The following is a 19,813-nucleotide window of genomic DNA, read 5'->3' as shown; positions in this document are numbered from 1 at the left end:
GATATACTGATGGGGGAAAGTATCCAAGTCCACCCATCATACATGAAGATGGATGTTTCACGTGAAACATCCATCCCATTCGATACCCGGAAAGAAGGAGTTTTATGCCCATTTACAATACAGTCCTGCTCCATATTGATCCAAAGGAAACTCGTCGTTATGCCGGATTGAATAAGGCAAAGGATTTCGACGAAAAACTCATTGAGGAGGCGTGCTTAGAAGCGCGTCTCCTTGCCGAACCTCGTGGTATATGGCAGCTTTACGATTACGATGCAGCAAAGCAAACGGTACTCGCTGCCCCCCCTTTTACTATGGAAGGAAACCTCATCGCTAAACATCTTGCAAAAGCTGAAAAGGTTATCATTCTTTCAGCGAGTGTCGGTGATGCCATAGAGGATCATGTGACAAAATACTTCTCAGAGGGACGCTATGCTTATTCTGTCATTCTTGACGCTGCCGCCACAGCCGCTGTCGAGCAAGTCGCTGATGCGATGGAAAAAGCGATCGAACCAAAAGCAGCAAAAGAAGGTTACACCATGCGCTGGCGCTTCAGTCCCGGTTACGGTGATTGGCCGCTCGATCAACAGTCAGAAATGGTGCGCTTAGCAGAAAGTGAAAAGATCGGTGTCCATCTCAGTGAAGCCTCGATGCTCGTACCGCGTAAATCCATTACTGCGATCATCGGGCTTGTACCACAGCAAACGACGCCAGAGCCGCATACGCCAAGCGGCTGTGCTGCCTGCGACAAAGTCGACTGCCCCTCGCGGAAAAGCAGTTGATACCAAAATTATTTATTACAAGTTCATCGATGATACCATTCATCAATAATGGATACTAACGTAAGGAGACTATCTATGATTCATATCTTTGACGGCGCTATGGGAACGATGCTGCAAGAAGGCGGCTTAAAAGCCGGAGGTTGCCCCGAACTCATGAACATCGAACAACCCGATGTCGTGAGAAAAATCCATGAAGCATATATCGATGCCGGTGCTACAATGATAGAAACGAATACCTTCGGAGCCTCCGCCTTGAAACTTGACCACTATGGCTTAGAAGATCGCGTGGTGGAAATCAATCAAGCGGCGGTGCGAATCGCACATGAAGCATCCCGAGGACGCGCCAAGATCGTCGGCTCTCTCGGGCCTACGGGGCGCTTCATCGTCCCTCTCGGTGATCTCGCATTTGAAGATGCCTACGGAGCTTTCTACGAACAGGCCAAAGCCCTTGCCGATGCGGGTGCAGATTATCTGCTCTTTGAAACGTGCATCGACATTCAGGAGATGCGCGCAGGTCTCTTAGCAGCCAAAGACGCGACGAACCTACCCGTGATCTGCCAACTTTCCTACAGCGAGGATGGACGTTCCGTAACAGGCACCGACCCCCAGACTGCCGCCGTCACATTGGAAGCGCTTGGCGCGAGTATCATCGGCGTAAACTGCTCACTCGGTCCTGAGCAGCTCGTCCCTATCGTACAGACACTTGCTGATAACTGCTCCATCCCCATCAGTGTTCTTCCCAACGCCGGTATGCCGCGTCTTGAGAACGGCAGAACGATCTTCCCTATGGGGCCTGCAGAGTTTGCCGACTGGGGACCAAAACTCGTCGCTGCCGGTGCAACGTATCTCGGAGGCTGCTGCGGCACAACGCCCGCACATATACAAGCACTCGCCGCCGCCGTCAAAAATCTTCCTGAAGCCGAACGAAAGCCTGCCGATACACGCCTGCGTCTCACAAGCCGCAGCAAGACCGTCATTATCGACAAAAATCTTCCAACCACGCTCATTGGTGAACGCATCAATCCAACCGGAAGAAAAAAACTCGCTGAGGAAATAAAGAATGGTTCACTCTTCTCTGTAAAGCGCGAAGCTGTCGACCAAGTCCGTGCAGGCGCTCATCTCCTAGACGTCAACATGGGCGTTGGCGGTATCGACCAGGTACAGGCGATGCATGATGCCATTCGAGAAGTATCACAAATCACCGATGCACCGCTTGCGATTGATACCAGTGATACCAAATCTCTTGAAGCCGGTCTGCGTGCTTATCCAGGACGCGCTCTCATCAATTCGGTCAGCGCTGAAAAAGAACGCATCGAAGAATTCCTGCCTTTGGCGAAAAAGTACGGTGCAGCTATTCTCTGTCTTCCCATCACAGAAGACGGCGTACCAAAGAGCGCTGAAGATCGTGCATCTGTAATAAATGGTATCATCGAAGCGGCAAAGAAGAATGGTCTAAAAGACGGCGATTTTCTGCTCGATGCGCTTGTCATGACCATATCCGCTGACCAAAACGCCTGCCTTGAAGTTCTAAAAACCTTGCAGATTTATCGCACGCGTTTTGGCTATCCTGCCACGATGGGTCTATCCAATGTATCCTTCGGCTTACCGAATCGTCCCTTGATCAACAGCACCTTCTTTGCCATGTGTCTTGCTGCAGGGCTTGATGCACCGATCATGAATCCTTACGATGAGAAAATGCAGGAAACCTTAATGGCAAGCGCTGCACTTATGGGAAAAGACCCGCGTGGCATTGCCTTCAGTCGTAATGAAGCAAACCTAAAAACACCAAAAAAAGCAGCGACAGCAAAGCCAATCGAAGGTGACGTACTATCTGCAATCAAACAGGCAGTCATCGACGGCGCTTCGGAAAGCATCGCTATACTTACCGAGCGAGCGATCCGCGAAGGTCATTCATCGCATGAGATCACGGAGAAGGCTCTGACCGCCGCCATGAATGACATCGGCGTCGATTTTGGTGCAGGTCGTGTATTCCTGCCGCAAGTCTTACTCTCCGCCGAAGCGATGCGCTCCGCTTTTCAAAAGATCAAAGAACTTCTGCCGGCACAGCAGACGGAAAACAAAGGAACTGTCGTCATGGCAACGGTCAAAGGCGATGTACACGATCTCGGCAAAAATATCGTCTCAGCCCTTCTATCAAACAGCGGCTTCAAATTGATCGACCTCGGCAAAGATGTTGATGCCGATACCATTGTACGCACAGCTCTCGAAAAAGAAGCCGATATCGTCGGTCTCAGCGCCCTCATGACAACAACCATGACCCAGATTGATAAAGTTGTCAAAAAGCTCCGTGAAGCCGGAAGCGAAGCCCGTATCATCGTCGGCGGCGCCGCCGTCACCGAAGATTACGCCACGAGCGCAGGTGCTGACGCCTATGCAAACGATGGCGTGAGTGCAGTAAAAATTGCCAAGAATTTCGTCGGCGAATAACGGAAGTTTTAGCAAAAAATATGCAAAGCGAAAGTATTCCATTTATCCGTAATTTCCCTAGTCCATGTTTCACGTGAAACATCAAAACAAAAAGGAGCTTCCCGTGTAAAGGAGGCTCCTTCTTCTTTTAGAAACACTGGCTTCTCATGCCAATACTTTTGCAAGGCGCATATATTCTGGATCAAGTTTTTTCTTATTCGTCACGGCATCATGCAGATCAATGGCAACGACATTACCGCTATGAAAGCCGAATACAACATTGGAAAGACCTGAGAGAATCGCGAGCGCTGCCTTTTCACCGAGCTGACTCGCCTTCACTCGATCAATGACAGACGGCGTGCCGCCACGCTGTATATGACCGAGTACCGAAACGCGCGTTTCGATGTCCGTATGTTCAGCGATGAAGTTTCCGACCTCGATGCCGCTGCCCGCACCTTCGGCAACGACGACAAGAATATAACGCTTTCCCTTCTTGTAGGCTTCCTTGATCTCATTGCTGATCTCTTCGAGATCAAAATCCTCTTCCGGTACAAGAATATATTCTGCGCCGCCTGAAATCCCGCTCATCAAAGCGAGCCAGCCGCAATGACGCCCCATGACCTCAAGAACAACGACGCGGCGATGCGCTGACGCCGTATCACGCAGCTTATTGATTGCATCAATAATCGTATTCGCTGCTGTATCGCTGCCGATCGTATAATCTGTACCCCAGACATCGTTATCAATCGTGCCCGGCAGTCCCACAATAGGAATGCCATGCTCTTCACTCAGAAGCGAAGCGCCGCGCAGACTGCCGTCGCCGCCGATGATGACAAGTCCTTCAATTCCCTTCGCCTTGAGTTTTTCATACGCTTCTGCACGTCCTTCCGGCGTCATGAAACGATGGCAACGCGCCGTACCAAGAAATGTACCGCCGCGCTGTATAATATCACCGACATCTTTTCGCTCCATTTTGAACATCTCATCGTCCAAAATCCCACGGTATCCGTTATGAATCCCCCACACTTCCGCACCTTCGAAGAGCGCCGTACGAACAACCGCACGCGTTGTCGCGTTCATGCCGGGACTATCGCCGCCGCTCGTTAAAACACCGATACAATTCAACATCACAAAATCCCTCCCATAGATCCCCAAGGAAAACCTTTCTTACATCATACCACATCAGCGTTCGGAAAGGAACGGACTTGACAAAAAAGAACGAGAATGATACATTGAAACCATAAGCTGCATGACTGACGGAAGTGGATGACCACAAGGGAGTGCAGCAGAAAAAGCCGACCGTCTGGGCAGTAAATGATTTCGTGTGCCCGTGGTCGTTTTTTTATGGAAAATCAAAAAGGAGCGATTCTAATGAAAGAACTCGAACTGAAATATGGCTGCAATCCAAACCAAAAACCCGCACGCGTTTATATGGAAAATGGGCATATTCCCTTCCAAGTTTTGAACGGCAAGCCCGGATACATCAATCTGCTTGATGCCATGAACAGCTGGCAGCTTGTACAAGAGCTAAAAAAAGCCACGCACCTTCCCGCAGCTGCCTCTTTCAAGCATGTCAGCCCTGCAGGAGCCGCTGTCGCCGTGCCGCTCTCGGACACATTGAAACAAACCTACTTCGTTGAGGGAATTGATCTGTCACCTGTCGCAACCGCCTATATCCGTGCGCGTGGCGCTGACCGTATGTCTTCCTATGGCGATTTTGTCGCTTTGTCCGATCCATGCGACGCACAGACGGCTTCCTTCCTACAGCGCGAAGTTTCCGACGGCATCATTGCGCCCGCCTATTCCGAAGCAGCGCTTGAAATCCTCAAAACAAAGCGCAAGGGCAATTATCTTATTATTCAAATGGATCCCGCTTATATGCCACCAGAGAAGGAAACAAAAATGGTCTTTGGCGTGACCTTTGAACAAAAACGCAACGATATCGCCATCACAGATGATTGTCTGAAAGATGTCGTAACGAAAAATAAAGATCTGCCCGCCAATGCTAAACGTGACCTTCTGCTCTCTCTCATCACCTTAAAGTACACGCAGTCTAATTCCGTCTGCTACGCCAAGGACGGACAGGCGATCGGCATCGGCGCAGGCCAGCAGTCGCGCGTCCACTGCACGCGCTTGGCAGGGAACAAAGCCGATATTTGGTATTTACGCCAAAGCCCGCAGGTTCTCTCTCTACCATTCAAGAATGATGTACGCCGTCCCGACCGTGACAATGCCATAGATGTCTATCTTTCCGATGAATATAAAGATCTCCTTGAAAGCAACGAATGGAAGCGCATTTTCACAGAAAAACCGCCGGTATTCCTGCCTGAAGAAAAATCTGCTTGGCTCAAGACAGCAACAGAAGTCGCACTTGGCTCCGACGCTTTCTTCCCTTTTGGCGACAATATCGAACGCGCCCACAAGAGCGGCGTTTCTTACATCGCCCAAAGCGGCGGTTCCATTCGCGATGACAACGTCATTGAAACCGCTGATAAATACAACATGTTCATGGCGATGACACATATTCGCCTTTTCCATCACTGATACCATTTCAATCTAAAGAGGCTGCTGCATTTGTTTGCAACAGCCTCTTTTCTTATTGCTTGTGGGTAAACATCAGCGTTATCCATATTCCCTGCAACTTATCCACATTTCTATCCACATATAAAACAATTATAGTAAAAATCTGTGGATAAAGCGGATAGATTTGCGTTATTTCCACAAACCTTATCCACAGGTTTTCCCATGCTTTCTTTAGATAGCGATGTTCAAATAATCATCAAGCATATCTTTAACTGACGGACTCATCGCACCGCCAACACCGGAAGAACTTTTCACCTTTTTCACAACCGCATGGTATATATCGTCTTCTACACTTCCGGGTACGAGATTCTCCCAATTCTGTGAACTGTAAGAACGCTCCTTGATGGCATTTGACGGCCTGCCCGTAACCTCAAGTTCACAGAGAAATTGGATCTGCTGCGTCTTAGGGTTGATATAATAATGCTCAAGATAATATTTCCCTGCACTGGTATCACCATCAGAGAACGTATTCGGTATGAGTTTCACCCAAACGTCAATCATCTTATCTTGACGATTCGGTATCGGGATATAGCGTGCGCTCTGCGTATCCATTGAATAGATAAAGGAGTTATCACGAAATATCTCTTGAAAACGCTCTTTTGTATTCCCCTTATTCTTTTTGGCAGATGTATTTTCTGCGGGCTTGGATGCCTCTTTCGATTTTTCCTGTGCAAGTATTTTCGGCGGATTCCCATGCTTCTCCTGCGCCGGTGCTTTTAGCATTTTCGGCTCCGTTGCCATCTTTTCTTCCATGCGTTTCTTCGGTTCATTTGCCGTCTTGTTCTCCGACGCCTTCATAGAAGCATTGTCCTTCTTCTCCTGCAAACGCTCCATTTCCGGCGTGTTTCCCTTGCTCTCCGGCTTCTTCTCTGCCTTTTGACTTTGCTGTGCCGCCGGCTTTTGCTGCTCCGTTTTCTTCTCTGGAACCGCCTTTTTCTCTTTCATTTCCTTCTTATCGGTATCCGCTGCCTTTTTTTCTTGTGCGGCGAGATCTTCCATACCGACATTTATGATGTATGCCGAAGCTGTCGAGCTAAAAATCAAACTGCCTGTAAAAAAAGCCGCACCCAAAACAGCTGCTATCTTCTTTTTCCACACTCCGAAACACCGTCCTTTCCGTCTCTTCAAGATATATCGTCTTTTTTCCACACAACGTTAATAGTCAACCTGTACTAGAGGAAACTTTGTCGGCATACCTGCCTTGCGCGGATAAGTTCTCGGCGTCACACGCACTTTTTCCATGACAAGAACCGCACGCTTATCGGAAAGACTGGGTAACGTAACGGGAATTTCCTCTATTTTCGCACCGCCTAAAATCCGAACAGCATATTTTGCCTCCTGCACTTCTTCCGCGTAACGCATACCCTTCAAAGCGATCGCTCTGCCGCCTATGCGCACGAAAGGCAAAAGATACTCAGAAAGAACAGAAAGGCGTGCAACCGCGCGTGATACCGCAACATCAAAGCACTCGCGCAGCTTTTTATCTCGTGACGCTTCTTCAGCACGACCGTGCAGACACTCGACATATTTGAGATCAAGCGCTTTGACGACTGTTTCAAGAAAATGCACACGTTTCTTTAAAGAATCAAGGAGCAAGAGACGCATACCCGGGCAAAGAATCTTCAAAGGTATTCCCGGAAATCCTGCCCCGGTTCCCACATCAATGAGACTGAAAGAATCCACCTGCTCCATACCTCGAAGCGCTGTCAAAGAATCAATGATATGTTTCAAAGCGACTTCTTTAGGTTCGGTGATCGCTGTGAGATTCATCTTTCGATTCCATTCCATCAACAAATCATAATAGATACTGAACTTATCTATTTGATCTGCATCGAGCGGCATCCCGTAGAGGAGCGCCGCTTTTTCCAGCTCTTCTCGAAACATTATGTCCTCCCTCTGCGACGCTCCTGCTCAAGCCAAACCAATAAAACCGAGATATCTGCCGGAGAAACCCCCGAGATACGGCTTGCCTGCCCCACGGAAAGCGGTCGGATCGCCGCCAGTTTTTCACGAGCCTCATCGCGAAGGCTTGGCACAACATTATAGTCAAGATCAGCGCTCAAGCGGTGCGCTTCCAGATTTTCCAAACGCCGCACTTGTTCTTTTTGCTTTTCAATATATCCTTCATAGCGGATACCGATTTCAAGCTGCTCTTCAATTTCCGGCGCCAAACGCTCCAACGAGAACAAACTGCACAGCTTACTGTAACTCATCTCTGGACGACGCAAGAGTTCGGCAAGTGTCGTCGATGTGCGTATGGGATCCATTCCTGCTGCTTTCAAGCAGGAAAGAGTTTGAGCGGACGGATGAATGACTGCCTCTTCGAGCTTTTTTTTCGCCTCAATGATACCATTCTTTTTCGCCAAGAACTTCTTCCAGCGAGTATCATCAACAAGCCCAATCTCGCGTCCTTTCTCCGTCAGACGCAAATCTGCATTATCCTGTCGAAGAAGCAGGCGATACTCGGCACGAGAAGTCATCATGCGGTACGGCTCATCCGTCCCTTTCGTCACAAGATCGTCAATGAGAACACCGATATACGCTTCCGCACGGCTCAGAATGAACGGAGCTTCTCTGCGGATATAACGCACAGCATTGACACCTGCTAAAAGCCCCTGCGCTGCAGCCTCTTCATAACCCGATGTACCGTTCGACTGCCCTGCTGAGAAGAATCCTTGAATTCTCTTGAACATAAGGCTAGGCAAAAGCTGCAGCGGATCGATACAATCGTACTCTATAGCATATCCAGGGCGCATGATACGCGCCTTCTCTAAACCTGGAATCGTATGCAGGAAAGCTTCCTGCACATCGATGGGCAGACTCGTCGACATGCCCTGCACATAAACCTCCTGCGTATGCCACCCTTCCGGCTCTAAGAAGAGCTGGTGACGATCCTTATCGGGAAACCGCAGAATCTTCGATTCGATCGACGGACAGTAGCGCGGTCCTATACCTTCAATGATACCATTTGCCATCGGCGCACGATCAATATTCTCTCGAATAATCGCATGTGTCGCTTCATTCGTATACGTTAAGTAACATGGCAGCTGCTCATACGTCCTTTCCTCCGTCAAAAACGAGAAACTGCGCATCGCATCATCACCCGGCTGTATCTGCATTTTCGCATAATCAAGAGAGCGCGCATCAAGACGTGCAGGCGTTCCCGTCTTGAAGCGCATGAGCTTGATACCATTCTCCATCAGTGAGTGAGACAACTTCTTTGCCGCTCTCTGCCCATTCGGTCCACCGCTGTGCGTATGCTCTCCAATGACAATACGTCCCTTTAGATACGTTCCCGTCGCGAGAATGACAGCAGAAGCAAGATATATCTCACCTGTTTCCACCAAGATGCCGCGCACTGCCCCATCCTCAATAAGAATTTTTTCTGCAAGAAGCTGCTTTACTTCCAACCCATCCTGCCTTTCGCAGCGTTCCTTCATCAGAAATTGATAGACCTTCTTATCCTCTTGCGCCCGCAGCGCATGAACCGCAGGTCCCTTTCCCGTATTCAAAAGACGATATTGAATTGCCGCTTGATCGGCATTGAGTGCCATAGCGCCGCCAAGCGCATCTATCTCGCGCACAAGATGGCTCTTCGCAGGTCCCCCAATCGAAGGATTGCATGGCATAAGAGCGATGTTATCCAAAGAAATCGTCGCTAAAAGCGTACGGCAGCCGAGTTTTGCTGCCGCAAGCGCCGCCTCCACCCCCGCATGACCTGCACCTAAGACAATAATATCGTATTCACCAGCGATAAACAAACTCTTTCCCCTCACTTGCCGACACAAAAACGAGAAAATATCTCATTAATGATGTCATCTCCCACCGTTTCTCCAGTGATCTCCCCGAGCTTTTCTAACGCAGAACGCAAATCGATCGATAGGAAATCAAGCCCCAGCCCTTCATCAATAGCACGAAGCGCCGATGCCAGATATTCTGCCGCTTTTCCCAAAATATCCTGCGTTCGAAGATCGGCAACGAAAGATCCCTCTGCACCTGATTCACCGTTCTTATAAACAACCTTCACAATGGTATCAATCAGAGGCAAAAGTCCGTCCTCTTCCTTCGTTGTAACCTCAAGCAACGGGAAATCCGTCCATTCTTTCAATTTTTTAAGATCAAGAACACGCGGCAAATCCTTCTTCGTCACGACGAGAAATGCCTGTTTTCCCGAAAGAAGTGACAAGATCTCCTCATCTGCCGCTTCCAAAGGACGTGATCCATCAAAAAGTGCGAGCACAAGAGCCGCACTTTCTACATGAGCGCGCGCCTTTTCCACGCCAATACGCTCCACCTCATCTTCTGTCTCACGGATACCTGCCGTATCAATAATTTTAAGAGGTATTCCTCCGATATTGACATACTCTTCAATAGTATCACGCGTCGTCCCCGGGATATCCGTAACAATCGCACGTTCCTCGCGTAAAAGTGCATTCAAGAGACTAGACTTTCCAACATTCGGCTTACCTATGATCGCTGTTTCACAACCATCTCTCAAAATACGTCCCGTATGTGCTGTCTCTAAAACAGAGCATATCCTCGTGTGAAACTCCTCGATCTTTTCACGCGCATCGGCAAGCACGATATCATCAACGCCATCCTCTGGAAAATCAATAACCGCCTCTAAATGCGCGACAAACATCAAAATCTCCTCACGCATCTTGCGTATGCGAGAAGAAAAAAATCCGGCAAGATGCCCCACTGCCATTTCTAAGCCCTTTTCCGTCTTTGCCTGCACCACATCCATAACCGCCTGCGCCTCAGCAAGATCGAGCCTGCCGTTCAGGAATGCACGCTTTGTAAATTCACCGCGCTCTGCGGGACGTGCGCCGTATTGATATGTCAAAGCCAAAACCTCGCGCAAGGAGAGCGCACCGCCATGACATTGCAGCTCCACAACATCTTCTTTCGTATACGAATGAGGTGAACGCATGATGAGACAAATCGCCTCATCGACAAGGCGACCATCCTCGCGTACAATCGTACCATAAAGAAACGCCCCTGCATCAATCTCGTTAAGATTTTTACCGCAGGCAGCGCGAAACATCTGAGAAGCCACTTCTACAGCACTCTGACCCGAAAGTCGAACAATGCCGATACCGCCTTCGCCGGCAGCCGTTGCTACAGCACTGATCGTATCTGCCTGCTGCACTTTTTTATCCCCTTCCCGTGATGAAAGAAACGGGCTGTCGCTCAATGCAACAGCCCGATACAAAACATCAATAATCCTCTTCTCTCATGTATCCATCCATTCGCGAAACGCGATGCTTCGGCTCAATGACAACCTTGCGAAAAGGCTCATCACCCGCACTGTAAGTCAAAACGCGATGATTCTCCTGCAAAGCCAAATGAATCAACTTTCGTTCATGGCGATTCATCGGCTCCAAGACCACACGCTGATTTGTGCGGCAGCAACGATCCGCCAAGCGTACCGCCAAACGATAGAGCGTTTCCTCGCGGCGTTCTCGATATCCTTCGATATCCAAAACAATACGCACACGCTCCTCCGTCAGTCCTTGATTCGCTGCGAGATTCACAAGATACTGCAACGCATCGAGCGTCTGCCCGTGCTTGCCGATCAAGATTCCAAGATTATGCCCCGAAAGATTAAGCTCATACGAATGCGGATGCTCTTTTCGTTCAACGGCAACATCAAGTTCCATCGCCCGAAAAATTTGCTGTAAGAAATCCTCCGCTTTCTTGAGCGGAACTGTCGCATCAATAGAAGATGTCGATGTACGAAACCCATCGCTGCGTGTATACGAAGAAGAATCCATCTCATAAGAACGCCTGTCCGGTGAAAAACGCTCACGACGCTGCTCGGAAAAAGACCGACTTTCCCTCGCAGGCGAATAAGAAAAACCACGATCTACGATAGCTTCCTCGCCGCTCGCCGAAGAACCGCGAAAATCAGCAGATGCGCTCTCTTTCCGAGATGCGGGATACGCTCCTTCCATCGTTTTTTCTGCATTTTCTTCTTCCACCTGCACAATCGGTGTCTGAACTTCTTCCCGTACCGTTTCTCTTACCGGATGAACTTCGTATTCCTGCCCAGGCAAAGACTCATCTTTTGCTGTCACGCGCACCTTGGCCGATCGTTTGCCAATCAACCCCAAGAAACCATTGGACGGTTCTTCAATGATCTCTATTGTGCAGCGCTCTTTTGGCAGATGCAGTGCAAAAAGAGCAGCTTCAATCGCTTCATCCACCGTTTTGCCGGTCATTTCCACGAAATCTGCCATATTAGGCAACCCCCTTCTTTCCTGTGCCATTCTCACCGCGATACATCCACCATTGCTGCACAATCTGCACGAGATTCATCGTCACCCAATAAAGTACAAGACCGGAAGCGAAACTCAAACTAATCCAACCAATGAAAATCGGCATAACAATCATCATGATCTTCATCTGCTGATTCATTTCCGATGACGTCTGTTTCTGCACAAACCATGTCGAAAGCGCAGAAAGCACCGGCAGCACATAATGCGGATCAGGCTCCGATAAAGAGGTCAGCCAAAGAAAAGACGGTGTTCCCGAATATGCGTAACCTTGCAGTGCATAAAACATCCCCATGAGAATCGGCATCTGTATGAGAAGCGGCAGGCAGCCTGCCAAAGGATTGACGCCGGCTTCCCGATAAAGCTCACCGATCTTCTGCTGCATCATCTGCGGATTGTCCCTATACTTTTCCTGCAGTTTCTTCATTTTCGGCTGCAGCTCCTGCATACCCTTCATCGAACGCACTTGTTTGACTGTCAACGGATAGAGGCACACCTTGATGAGAATCGTCAGCAAAATAATGGCAATACCATAATTTTCAAAACCAAGCAAACCTGTAAAAGCGTACAAATTCTCCAACATAAACTGAATCACCGCAATAAAAGGGTGAAACAGCGAAGACAAAAATTCCAAATCACCACATCCTAGTCTTGTAGAAAACACGAATAAGCTGAATTTTATCCATTTTTCCCTTATGGTACAGGGTCGTAACCACCCTCGTGAAAGGGATGGCAGCGAAGAATCCTTTTGACGGCAAGGAATCCTCCCCTTCGCACCCCATATTTCTCAACAGCAATGATTGCATACTCCGAGCATGTCGGAATATAACGGCATGAAGGCGGTTTCAGCGGAGAAAGGAACACGCGATAAAAGCGAATGAGAAAAAGCACCAGCGTTTTCATCGGCAATTCTTTCTTTTTTCTATTGAAAACTCCACATCTCCTGCCATAATGCCAGCTTTATTAGCAAGAGCAAGGAACGCCTTCTCCAAATCCTGACAACCGGCATCAACAGCAGCTTTCCTGCCTACGAATAAAAGAGAAACACCCTCCTTAATCGCATCTTGATTCATACGATATGACTCACGAAGCAATCTCTTGACACGATTACGCTTGACGGCATTACCGAGCTTCTTGCCCGCGGCAAAGCCGACTTTTCCTTGAAATCCATTCGAGCGAAAGACATAAAGCACGAGAAATCTGTTTGCATACGATTTACCACGAGAATATACCGCCTGAAAATCCTTTTTCTTTTTCAAGATACGATTTCTAGGCAGCCCAAACATGCAAAAAACTCCTATTCAAATATCAAAATGCTTTGTCACCTCATGAAAAAAGGTCACCGGAGTGACCTAGTGAGTGCCAAGGAAACGAATTTACGCCGACAATTTCTTTCTGCCTTTTGCGCGTCTTCTCTTCAGAACAAGACGGCCGCCTTTCGTCTTCATGCGCTCACGGAAACCATGCGTCTTTTTACGCCAGTGGTTATTCGGCTGATATGTCATCTTCATCAAATTCCACCCCCTTAAAAAAATTTAGTCAAAATGCAAAAGAACAAACAACGCCCCTACTATCGCTTTTAACTACGCTAAATTATAGCCCAGAGATAAAAGGGTGTCAAGGTTTTTCCATGTCCTCTCTGCAAATCCAAACGCCTTCATTCTATCCGCTTTTTCTTAACACCGTTATGATCTCCCGCTTTTTCTTGTACAAAAGCAATTTTTAAATCATCAGGAACGAAATGCCTGTTGATAACTCTTTTGCAGTCTGCTAAGATATTCTATAGTCAGCAAGCAGTTAACATGAAACCCCAAGAAGTCAAGCCGCATGCGCAGACTGATTAACGGACTTTTATTAAGTCGTAAGGACGTATGTACAGTGCGTCTCTCTAATGATGCTATCGCTGGAAACGGGTGAAAAAGCAACAGATACCAATTCATGTGACAACTGAACACACGCCTGAAAGGTTATACACAAAGATATACACATTATCCACAGAAAGGGATACGATTTCCACAGTTTATTCAATATCTTTCTTTCATGGACGATGCCATCACAGAAAGCAGATGAAAAACAAACCGTGCCATTTCATGCAACGGCTGAACATATCTCTTGAGAGTTTACTCTTTTCACAAATAGGAATTTCGTTTTTATCCACAGATTGTGTACAAAAATGTGGATAATTATAAGGACATGTTTTCATACATTATGTACAGAAAGGATATTTTTCCATGGAACAATCAGAACTGCAAGAGATTTGGGAGCAAATCCTGCAGAAAGTCCTCGATCAAAAATCCTTGACAGAACTTACCCTAAACGATTGGCTTCGTCCGGTAAAACCTCTGTCACTTTCCGAAACCTCGCTCGTACTCGGCGCACCAACAGCGCTTGCACGAGAATGGATAGCTAAACGCTATATCCCTTTCTTGGAAGATGCTGTACTTGATCTAACCAAGAAAAAACTCCGTATAGAAATAAAAAACCTTGACATCAAACCTAAAACGAACGATTATCCATCCCCGCCGATTCAAGAAACGCTTTTGCCGGAAAATAACTCTTCCAGTCCTATGCTTCAAGAAATAATTTGTGCCGAAAAACCGCTTTTTCCATACTCAACTGCCCCGCAAAAAACAGAAGGACTTGCTCGTTCCTATGATATGCCGGGCATGATTCCTCCTGGAGATGCTTCATCATTAAACTCCCACTATACTTTTGACACATTCGTTACAGGCAACTCAAACCGCTTTGCTCATGCGGCTGCACTCGCTGTTGCTGAATCCCCCGGAAAAGTTTATAATCCATTCTTTATGTATGGCGGCGTTGGACTTGGAAAAACACATTTAATGCACGCCATAGGACATAAAATCTTAGAAAAATTTCCTGAGATGCGTGTTCTTTACATTTCGAGCGAAAAATTTACCAACGAACTTATCAATTCCATCCGAGATGGTAATCCTGAATCCTTCCGTCAAAAATATCGCAACATTGATATTCTCCTCGTCGATGATATTCAGTTTCTCTCAAAAAAAGAACACACACAGGAAGAATTTTTCCATACGTTCAATACCCTGCACGACGCCAATAAGCACATCATCTTATCGAGCGACCGTCATCCGCGTGAAATACAAACGCTTGAAGATCGTCTGCGCTCACGTTTTGAATGGGGACTTATCACCGATATCCAAGCGCCAGATCTTGAAACACGCATAGCGATTCTCAGAAAAAAAGCTGCGCTTGAACACCTCGATGTACCGAATGACGTGATGTTCTCCATCGCCAATCGCATCGACAACAACATCCGTGAACTTGAAGGGGCGCTGACCAGAGTCGTCGCCTATGCTTCATTGACACAACAGCCTATCACCCCCTCCCTTGTCAACGAAGCGCTCGCCAATATCTTTCCTTCAGGCAAATCGCGCGAAGTGACGATGGAACTCATACAAGAAGTCGTCGCCTCTTACTTCAAACTGCGATTGGACGATCTTCATGCCAAAAAGCGCACGCGCAACCTTGCTATGCCGCGGCAGATTGCCATGTACTTATGCCGCGAATTGACGAACAACTCCCTGCCGCAGATCGGAGCTTCTTTCGGTGGACGTGACCACACAACAGTCATCCATGCATACGACAAGATCAGCAAAGAGAGACAGGAAGATTCAAAACTGGACCGCACAATCGAACAGCTGATGCAGCGCATCGAAAACTTATAAGAAACAGCATGAATAATCGTGCATAACTCTGTGGAAAACTCTGGTATATTCCTGTGGTAACTTTGTGGATAAACGCTTTCTTCTTTTCCCTCTGTGTATATGTGGATATCTAAAACGTATCTATCTACAATATTATACACATATCCATGCTATTGATATCAAAGCCGCCACATGCCTTTTCCACATTTCCACAAGCCCTACTACTATTACGGCTATTCTTTATTATATACTTGTCACATAAGTCAATAAGAGACCACCTAAAAAATTTTCCCTATCCAAAAGGAGAAGAACCATGAAATTTACCTGTCATAAAAATGAACTTGTCCAAGCGATCCAACTCGTCTCAAAAGCTATCGCAAATAAGCCTCAAACTCCAGTCCTTTCAGGAATATATCTCGAAGCAGGAGATAATCAGTTAGAACTGCATGCTACAGACAATGAAATAGGCATCATCAGCACCATTCCAGCAGACGTTGAAGAGCAAGGAAAAATTGTCCTTTCCGGACGCTATATGCAAGAAGTCATCCGGCGTCTACCTGGCGATACCGTTACAATTTCACAAGAAATAGGAGAAAATGTAAGTAAAATACAATCGGCAGCTTCAAACTTCACATTTCTTTCTATGCCAGCAAATGACTTTCCTACAGTCAAACGCCTGCAAGAAGGCGTCCATTTTAAGATCCAAGACAACATACTGCGCGACATCATTAAAAAAACGGTTTTTGCTTGCTCTACCGATGAATCTCGACCGATATTCACAGGCTGCCAGATGGAAATTAATGGAGAAACTTTGAAAATGGCAGCAACAAATACGCATCGACTTTCTGTAAAAAAAGAAGTGGTTGCAAATCTTTCCGGCGATCTTCATATCATTATTCCCGCAAAGCTTCTCAACGAACTTCTGCGCGCCTTAAATTCCGATATGCCCATTGAAGTTGATGTCTGCTGCTCGTCCAATCAAGCGAGCTTCCAATTCGAAAATGTCGTATTTATGTCACGTTTAATTGAAGGACAATTTCCAAATTATGAAAGTGTAATACCGAAGAGTTTTGCCACTACAGTTACTCTTGATACTGAAGATTTTTTAGATGCGGTTGACCGAGTTTCCCTGATATCACGTTCTGCCGATTATAATATCATTCGTTTGGAATTTGGCAGCAATCAAGTTAATATATCATCCAACAGTCCGGATGTAGGCAATGCGAATGAAATTGTTGCAGCTATCATCGAAGGTCCTAACGTCAATATCGCTTTCAATGCAAAATATGTCACAGATGTTCTAAAGAATCTCAACAGCAAAAATTTCCGTTTTTTGCTCAATGAAAGCTTGCAGGCGGCGGCTGTACGCGAAGAGGACAATCCTACTTTTGTATACATTGTGACGCCTGTTCGTACGCAGAATTGATATACTGATGAAAGCAAAGAGCCTCCAACTCAAAAATTTCCGAAACTATTCAGAACTTGAACTCAGCTTGTCTCCCAATATCAACATACTTCTTGGCGAAAATGCGCAGGGGAAGACAAATATTGCGGAGGCTCTTTACTATGCGGCTATGGGACGCTCTCATCGAACTACAACGGATTCAGATCTCATCGCTTGGGATGCTTCAGAAGCAAGACTGCATTTACTTTTTGAACGGCTCGATGTAGATAATACGCTGGGGTTTCAATTTCAGCGCGGCAAACGCCGCATCATGCGTAAAAATGGTGAAATAATAAAAACAAAAGAGTTATTCGGCGCATTTAATGCTGTTCTTTTTTCTCCTGAAGATCTTTTTTTGATTAAGGGTGCTCCTTCGGAAAGAAGACGTTTTTTAGACAGTGAATTATCGCAGGCAAGCCCTGCTTACGGGCATGAACTCATGCAGTATGCACGGATTCTTATGCAAAGAAATAATCTTTTAAAGAAGATTAAAGAAAGACGTGCAAAAAAAGACATGCTTCTTCTTTGGGACGGTCAACTCGCTGAAAGCGCTGCGCGTATTGTGGAAAAACGCTTTTTAGCTGTCAAGAAACTCAATATGCTTGCAAATCTCATGCAAAGGCGCATTTCGGCAGGAAAAGAAAACCTTTCCCTTTCGTATGAACTCTATGGATGTGCAGAAGAGCCGCCTTGCGTGACATCTGAACTTATTTCGTGGTATAATAAAAAACTTGAAGAATCGAGAGAACTTGATGTTTTGCGTGGTTCTACGAGTGTCGGTCCGCAAAGGGATGATATTCTTCTTAAAGTAAACGGTATCAACCTGCGTTCTTTCGGTTCGCAGGGACAGCAGCGCACGGGAGTTCTCGCATTGAAACTTTCTGAATTGGAGTTTTTGCGCTCAGAAACAGGGGAATATCCGATTTTGCTGCTTGACGATGTCATGAGTGAGTTGGATCGTACGCGCAGGGAAAGACTTATGGAATTTATTGGTAAGGAACGTATACAAACCTTGATTACAGCAACGGATGAAGCCTATTTGCCGATGAAAATAACAGGCAATATTTTCTATATAGTATCAGGAAAAGTATCAAAAAAGAAAGGTATGACATGAAGTTTTCTTATCGGCGCAATCCCGGCATGGAAAAAATCAATAAGGTGATACCGAAGAGTATTCGTTCTTTTGGGAAAAAGATTGAACGTGCATATCAGGAGCGCTTTGTACTCTTTCATTGGGGGAAAATTGTCGGTGATACAGTTGCTGCACATGTGTGGCCTCTCGCGATTGAAGGAGATAAACTTGTATTATATGCTTCCGCTCCTGCGTGGCGCAACGAAATCATGCTCATGCAAATCATGATTCTTTCGCGTGTGAATAATTTTGCTGGTTATGAGATGGTAAAAGAGCTTATTTTTTCATGGGAAAAAAGCGAAGCATATCATCGCGGCGCACAGGATGATGAAAAAAATTTTGAGGAAAAAGAGCAAGAGGAATATAAAGACATCCTGAAAAAGATGATTTTGACACCGAACGAGCAGGAAGAATGTCGACGTGAGATTTCTGCTGTAACGAATAAGAGCTTGCGTATGAAACTCCTGCATATTTTGGAAGTGAAGAAAAAGAGTGAAAAGGCACGGCAGACATTGGGAGAAAGTCCTTGTCCGCACTGTGGCAGACTTATCCGAAGAGATCATGTATGCCTTTCTTGTGCGTGTGAAGAGAAAAAGGAAAAGCGCCGTTTGATTCGTCGTTGTCTTTTCGATATTCCATGGGCGCGATACACTGAGATCAAGGAGTATATTCCTTGTACGCCTGCGATGGTTGCTGCAGAACGCTCGCGTCTTGCGCAAGATTTGGCGCGTCGCATCGAATTCGGTGATTGGTCGAGTTTGGACGCGAAAACGCTCGTCATGCTTTATCGGGCGCTGCGCCCAGAACAGTTGACAGAGGAAATTTTGCGCCGCACACTTTATGATCTTCGACGTGAGATGGCAGAAAGCGCAGTTTTTCGTCCTTTTCCAAAACGCTCGGAAGTGTTTTCAAAAGCTGTGGCAGGCGATAAAAAGCCTAGGGAGGGATTTCATGTATCTTCATCTCGGTGATGACTACTCTGTTTCTTTTTCTCGCATCATTGCTATTTTTGATATGTCTATGTACGAAAATGCGGCGGAAAATCCCTTTTCAAAAGAAGCGCAGCTATACAGCAAGCAGATGGGAAAAGAGCCGAGTTCCGTTGTTCTTACTCACGAGAAAGCATATTTTTCAATAATTTCCGTACAGTCTTTGAAGAAACGTATAGAAGAGACTTTTACCATGAAACCCCAAGAAGTCAAGCCCGAAGGGCGCAGACTGATTGGTTAGGTTTCTGTAAGGCGTGAGGACATATGTACAGCGTGCTTCTTTGATGAAGCTGTCGCAGGAAACGGGTATAAAAGTAACTCATGCCTCTCTGCATGACGGCTGAACATATGTCCTGAAAGTTTACCATGAAACCCCAAGAAGTCAAGCCCGAAGGGCGCAGACTGATTGGTTAGGTTTCTGTAAGGGCGGCGTATAATGTCCATGAAGTGGATATTTGTGTGTAGTTTATCATAGAATTTGAATAAATGATG

At 46.7% G+C, this 19,813-nt stretch carries 18 protein-coding genes and 1 riboswitch; of the genes, 8 read left to right on the top strand and 10 right to left on the bottom strand.

Going from position 1 to position 19,813, the window contains the following annotated elements:
* Positions 1-104 precede the first annotated feature (104 nt).
* Together ACO5Z0_RS00290 and ACO5Z0_RS00285 are read left to right on the top strand one after the other, a co-directional pair.
* Complete coding sequence (locus tag ACO5Z0_RS00290) at positions 105-779, top strand: methionine synthase (protein WP_485648723.1); 675 nt, start codon at positions 105-107, stop codon at positions 777-779.
* 75 nt (positions 780-854) lie between these two features.
* Positions 855-3,227, top strand: coding sequence for a homocysteine S-methyltransferase family protein (locus ACO5Z0_RS00285; RefSeq protein ID WP_485648722.1), 2,373 nt, complete (start codon positions 855-857; stop codon positions 3,225-3,227).
* Positions 3,228-3,371: 144 nt separating this feature from the next.
* Here ACO5Z0_RS00285 and pfkA read toward each other — a convergent pair whose 3' ends face one another.
* Positions 3,372-4,334 (bottom strand): 6-phosphofructokinase, encoded by a 963-nt coding sequence (gene pfkA, locus ACO5Z0_RS00280; RefSeq protein ID WP_442672541.1) that lies wholly within the window; start codon positions 4,332-4,334, stop codon positions 3,372-3,374.
* Between the two features lie 111 nt (positions 4,335-4,445).
* Positions 4,446-4,522: riboswitch (ZMP/ZTP riboswitch) on the top strand.
* A 55-nt stretch (positions 4,523-4,577) separates the two neighbouring features.
* Here pfkA and ACO5Z0_RS00275 point away from each other — a divergent pair.
* Positions 4,578-5,750, top strand: a complete 1,173-nt coding sequence (locus tag ACO5Z0_RS00275) for a phosphoribosylaminoimidazolecarboxamide formyltransferase (RefSeq protein ID WP_485648721.1) — start codon at positions 4,578-4,580, stop codon at positions 5,748-5,750.
* A gap of 210 nt (positions 5,751-5,960) precedes the next feature.
* Here ACO5Z0_RS00275 and ACO5Z0_RS00270 read toward each other — a convergent pair whose 3' ends face one another.
* The 9 genes from ACO5Z0_RS00270 to rpmH form a co-directional block, all read right to left on the bottom strand.
* Positions 5,961-6,734, bottom strand: coding sequence for a head-tail adaptor protein (locus tag ACO5Z0_RS00270; RefSeq protein WP_485648720.1), 774 nt, complete (start codon positions 6,732-6,734; stop codon positions 5,961-5,963).
* 210 nt (positions 6,735-6,944) lie between these two features.
* On the bottom strand, positions 6,945-7,673 hold the full coding sequence (rsmG, locus tag ACO5Z0_RS00265; protein ID WP_485648719.1) for a 16S rRNA (guanine(527)-N(7))-methyltransferase RsmG: 729 nt from the start codon (positions 7,671-7,673) through the stop codon (positions 6,945-6,947).
* Positions 7,673-9,550: a tRNA uridine-5-carboxymethylaminomethyl(34) synthesis enzyme MnmG gene (gene mnmG, locus ACO5Z0_RS00260; protein ID WP_485648718.1), complete on the bottom strand. Its 1,878-nt coding sequence runs from the start codon at positions 9,548-9,550 to the stop codon at positions 7,673-7,675. The genes rsmG and mnmG overlap by 1 nt, the downstream gene beginning before the upstream one ends.
* An 11-nt stretch (positions 9,551-9,561) precedes the next feature.
* Positions 9,562-10,941, bottom strand: coding sequence for a tRNA uridine-5-carboxymethylaminomethyl(34) synthesis GTPase MnmE (mnmE, locus tag ACO5Z0_RS00255; protein WP_485648717.1), 1,380 nt, complete (start codon positions 10,939-10,941; stop codon positions 9,562-9,564).
* A 67-nt stretch (positions 10,942-11,008) separates the two neighbouring features.
* Positions 11,009-12,031: an RNA-binding cell elongation regulator Jag/EloR gene (jag, locus tag ACO5Z0_RS00250; RefSeq protein ID WP_485648716.1), complete on the bottom strand. Its 1,023-nt coding sequence runs from the start codon at positions 12,029-12,031 to the stop codon at positions 11,009-11,011.
* 1 nt (position 12,032) lies between these two features.
* Positions 12,033-12,650 (bottom strand): YidC/Oxa1 family membrane protein insertase, encoded by a 618-nt coding sequence (locus ACO5Z0_RS00245; RefSeq protein WP_442672548.1) that lies wholly within the window; start codon positions 12,648-12,650, stop codon positions 12,033-12,035.
* A 110-nt stretch (positions 12,651-12,760) separates the two neighbouring features.
* Positions 12,761-12,970 (bottom strand): membrane protein insertion efficiency factor YidD, encoded by a 210-nt coding sequence (gene yidD / locus ACO5Z0_RS00240; RefSeq protein ID WP_442672549.1) that lies wholly within the window; start codon positions 12,968-12,970, stop codon positions 12,761-12,763.
* Positions 12,967-13,353 carry a ribonuclease P protein component gene (gene rnpA / locus ACO5Z0_RS00235; protein ID WP_485648715.1) on the bottom strand — a complete coding sequence of 129 codons (387 nt, stop codon included), beginning with the start codon at positions 13,351-13,353 and terminating at the stop codon, positions 12,967-12,969. The genes yidD and rnpA overlap by 4 nt, the downstream gene beginning before the upstream one ends.
* 90 nt (positions 13,354-13,443) lie before the next feature.
* On the bottom strand, positions 13,444-13,578 hold the full coding sequence (rpmH, locus tag ACO5Z0_RS00230) for a 50S ribosomal protein L34 (protein ID WP_006192627.1): 135 nt from the start codon (positions 13,576-13,578) through the stop codon (positions 13,444-13,446).
* Between the two features lie 720 nt (positions 13,579-14,298).
* On the opposite strand from rpmH, the gene dnaA reads away from it, so the two are divergent.
* The 5 genes from dnaA to remB all read left to right on the top strand — a co-directional run bounded on the left by dnaA (position 14,299) and on the right by remB (position 19,562).
* Complete coding sequence (dnaA, locus tag ACO5Z0_RS00225) at positions 14,299-15,777, top strand: chromosomal replication initiator protein DnaA (protein WP_485648714.1); 1,479 nt, start codon at positions 14,299-14,301, stop codon at positions 15,775-15,777.
* A gap of 292 nt (positions 15,778-16,069) precedes the next feature.
* A complete protein-coding gene (dnaN, locus tag ACO5Z0_RS00220) occupies positions 16,070-17,182 on the top strand; it encodes a DNA polymerase III subunit beta (RefSeq protein ID WP_485648713.1) in 1,113 nt (370 codons plus the stop codon).
* Positions 17,183-17,189: 7 nt separating this feature from the next.
* Positions 17,190-18,314 carry a DNA replication/repair protein RecF gene (recF, locus tag ACO5Z0_RS00215; RefSeq protein ID WP_485648712.1) on the top strand — a complete coding sequence of 375 codons (1,125 nt, stop codon included), beginning with the start codon at positions 17,190-17,192 and terminating at the stop codon, positions 18,312-18,314.
* Positions 18,311-19,303: a DciA family protein gene (locus ACO5Z0_RS00210; protein ID WP_485648711.1), complete on the top strand. Its 993-nt coding sequence runs from the start codon at positions 18,311-18,313 to the stop codon at positions 19,301-19,303. Before recF ends, ACO5Z0_RS00210 begins: the two co-directional genes overlap by 4 nt.
* Complete coding sequence (remB, locus tag ACO5Z0_RS00205; RefSeq protein ID WP_485648710.1) at positions 19,284-19,562, top strand: extracellular matrix regulator RemB; 279 nt, start codon at positions 19,284-19,286, stop codon at positions 19,560-19,562. Before ACO5Z0_RS00210 ends, remB begins: the two co-directional genes overlap by 20 nt.
* The last annotated feature ends 251 nt before the right edge of the window (positions 19,563-19,813 follow it).

The sequence above is a fragment of the Selenomonas sp. genome (assembly GCF_057272215.1).
Note: the sequence above shows the minus strand (reverse complement) of the source record. Positions and strands in the feature narration are given on the sequence as shown.

What these genes read in the sequence shown, in the direction of transcription:
- ACO5Z0_RS00290 (WP_485648723.1), top strand. Translation starts at nt 105, where the DNA reads ATGCCCATTTACAATACAGTCCTGCTCCATATTGATCCAAAGGAAACT.
- ACO5Z0_RS00285 (WP_485648722.1), top strand. Translation starts at nt 855, where the DNA reads ATGATTCATATCTTTGACGGCGCTATGGGAACGATGCTGCAAGAAGGC.
- pfkA (WP_442672541.1), bottom strand. Translation starts at nt 4,334, where the DNA reads ATGTTGAATTGTATCGGTGTTTTAACGAGCGGCGGCGATAGTCCCGGC.
- ACO5Z0_RS00275 (WP_485648721.1), top strand. Translation starts at nt 4,578, where the DNA reads ATGAAAGAACTCGAACTGAAATATGGCTGCAATCCAAACCAAAAACCC.
- ACO5Z0_RS00270 (WP_485648720.1), bottom strand. Translation starts at nt 6,734, where the DNA reads ATGAAAGAGAAAAAGGCGGTTCCAGAGAAGAAAACGGAGCAGCAAAAG.
- rsmG (WP_485648719.1), bottom strand. Translation starts at nt 7,673, where the DNA reads ATGTTTCGAGAAGAGCTGGAAAAAGCGGCGCTCCTCTACGGGATGCCG.
- jag (WP_485648716.1), bottom strand. Translation starts at nt 12,031, where the DNA reads ATGGCAGATTTCGTGGAAATGACCGGCAAAACGGTGGATGAAGCGATT.
- ACO5Z0_RS00245 (WP_442672548.1), bottom strand. Translation starts at nt 12,650, where the DNA reads ATGTTGGAGAATTTGTACGCTTTTACAGGTTTGCTTGGTTTTGAAAAT.
- yidD (WP_442672549.1), bottom strand. Translation starts at nt 12,970, where the DNA reads ATGAAAACGCTGGTGCTTTTTCTCATTCGCTTTTATCGCGTGTTCCTT.
- rnpA (WP_485648715.1), bottom strand. Translation starts at nt 13,353, where the DNA reads ATGTTTGGGCTGCCTAGAAATCGTATCTTGAAAAAGAAAAAGGATTTT.
- rpmH (WP_006192627.1), bottom strand. Translation starts at nt 13,578, where the DNA reads ATGAAGATGACATATCAGCCGAATAACCACTGGCGTAAAAAGACGCAT.
- dnaA (WP_485648714.1), top strand. Translation starts at nt 14,299, where the DNA reads ATGGAACAATCAGAACTGCAAGAGATTTGGGAGCAAATCCTGCAGAAA.
- dnaN (WP_485648713.1), top strand. Translation starts at nt 16,070, where the DNA reads ATGAAATTTACCTGTCATAAAAATGAACTTGTCCAAGCGATCCAACTC.
- recF (WP_485648712.1), top strand. Translation starts at nt 17,190, where the DNA reads ATGAAAGCAAAGAGCCTCCAACTCAAAAATTTCCGAAACTATTCAGAA.
- ACO5Z0_RS00210 (WP_485648711.1), top strand. Translation starts at nt 18,311, where the DNA reads ATGAAGTTTTCTTATCGGCGCAATCCCGGCATGGAAAAAATCAATAAG.
- remB (WP_485648710.1), top strand. Translation starts at nt 19,284, where the DNA reads ATGTATCTTCATCTCGGTGATGACTACTCTGTTTCTTTTTCTCGCATC.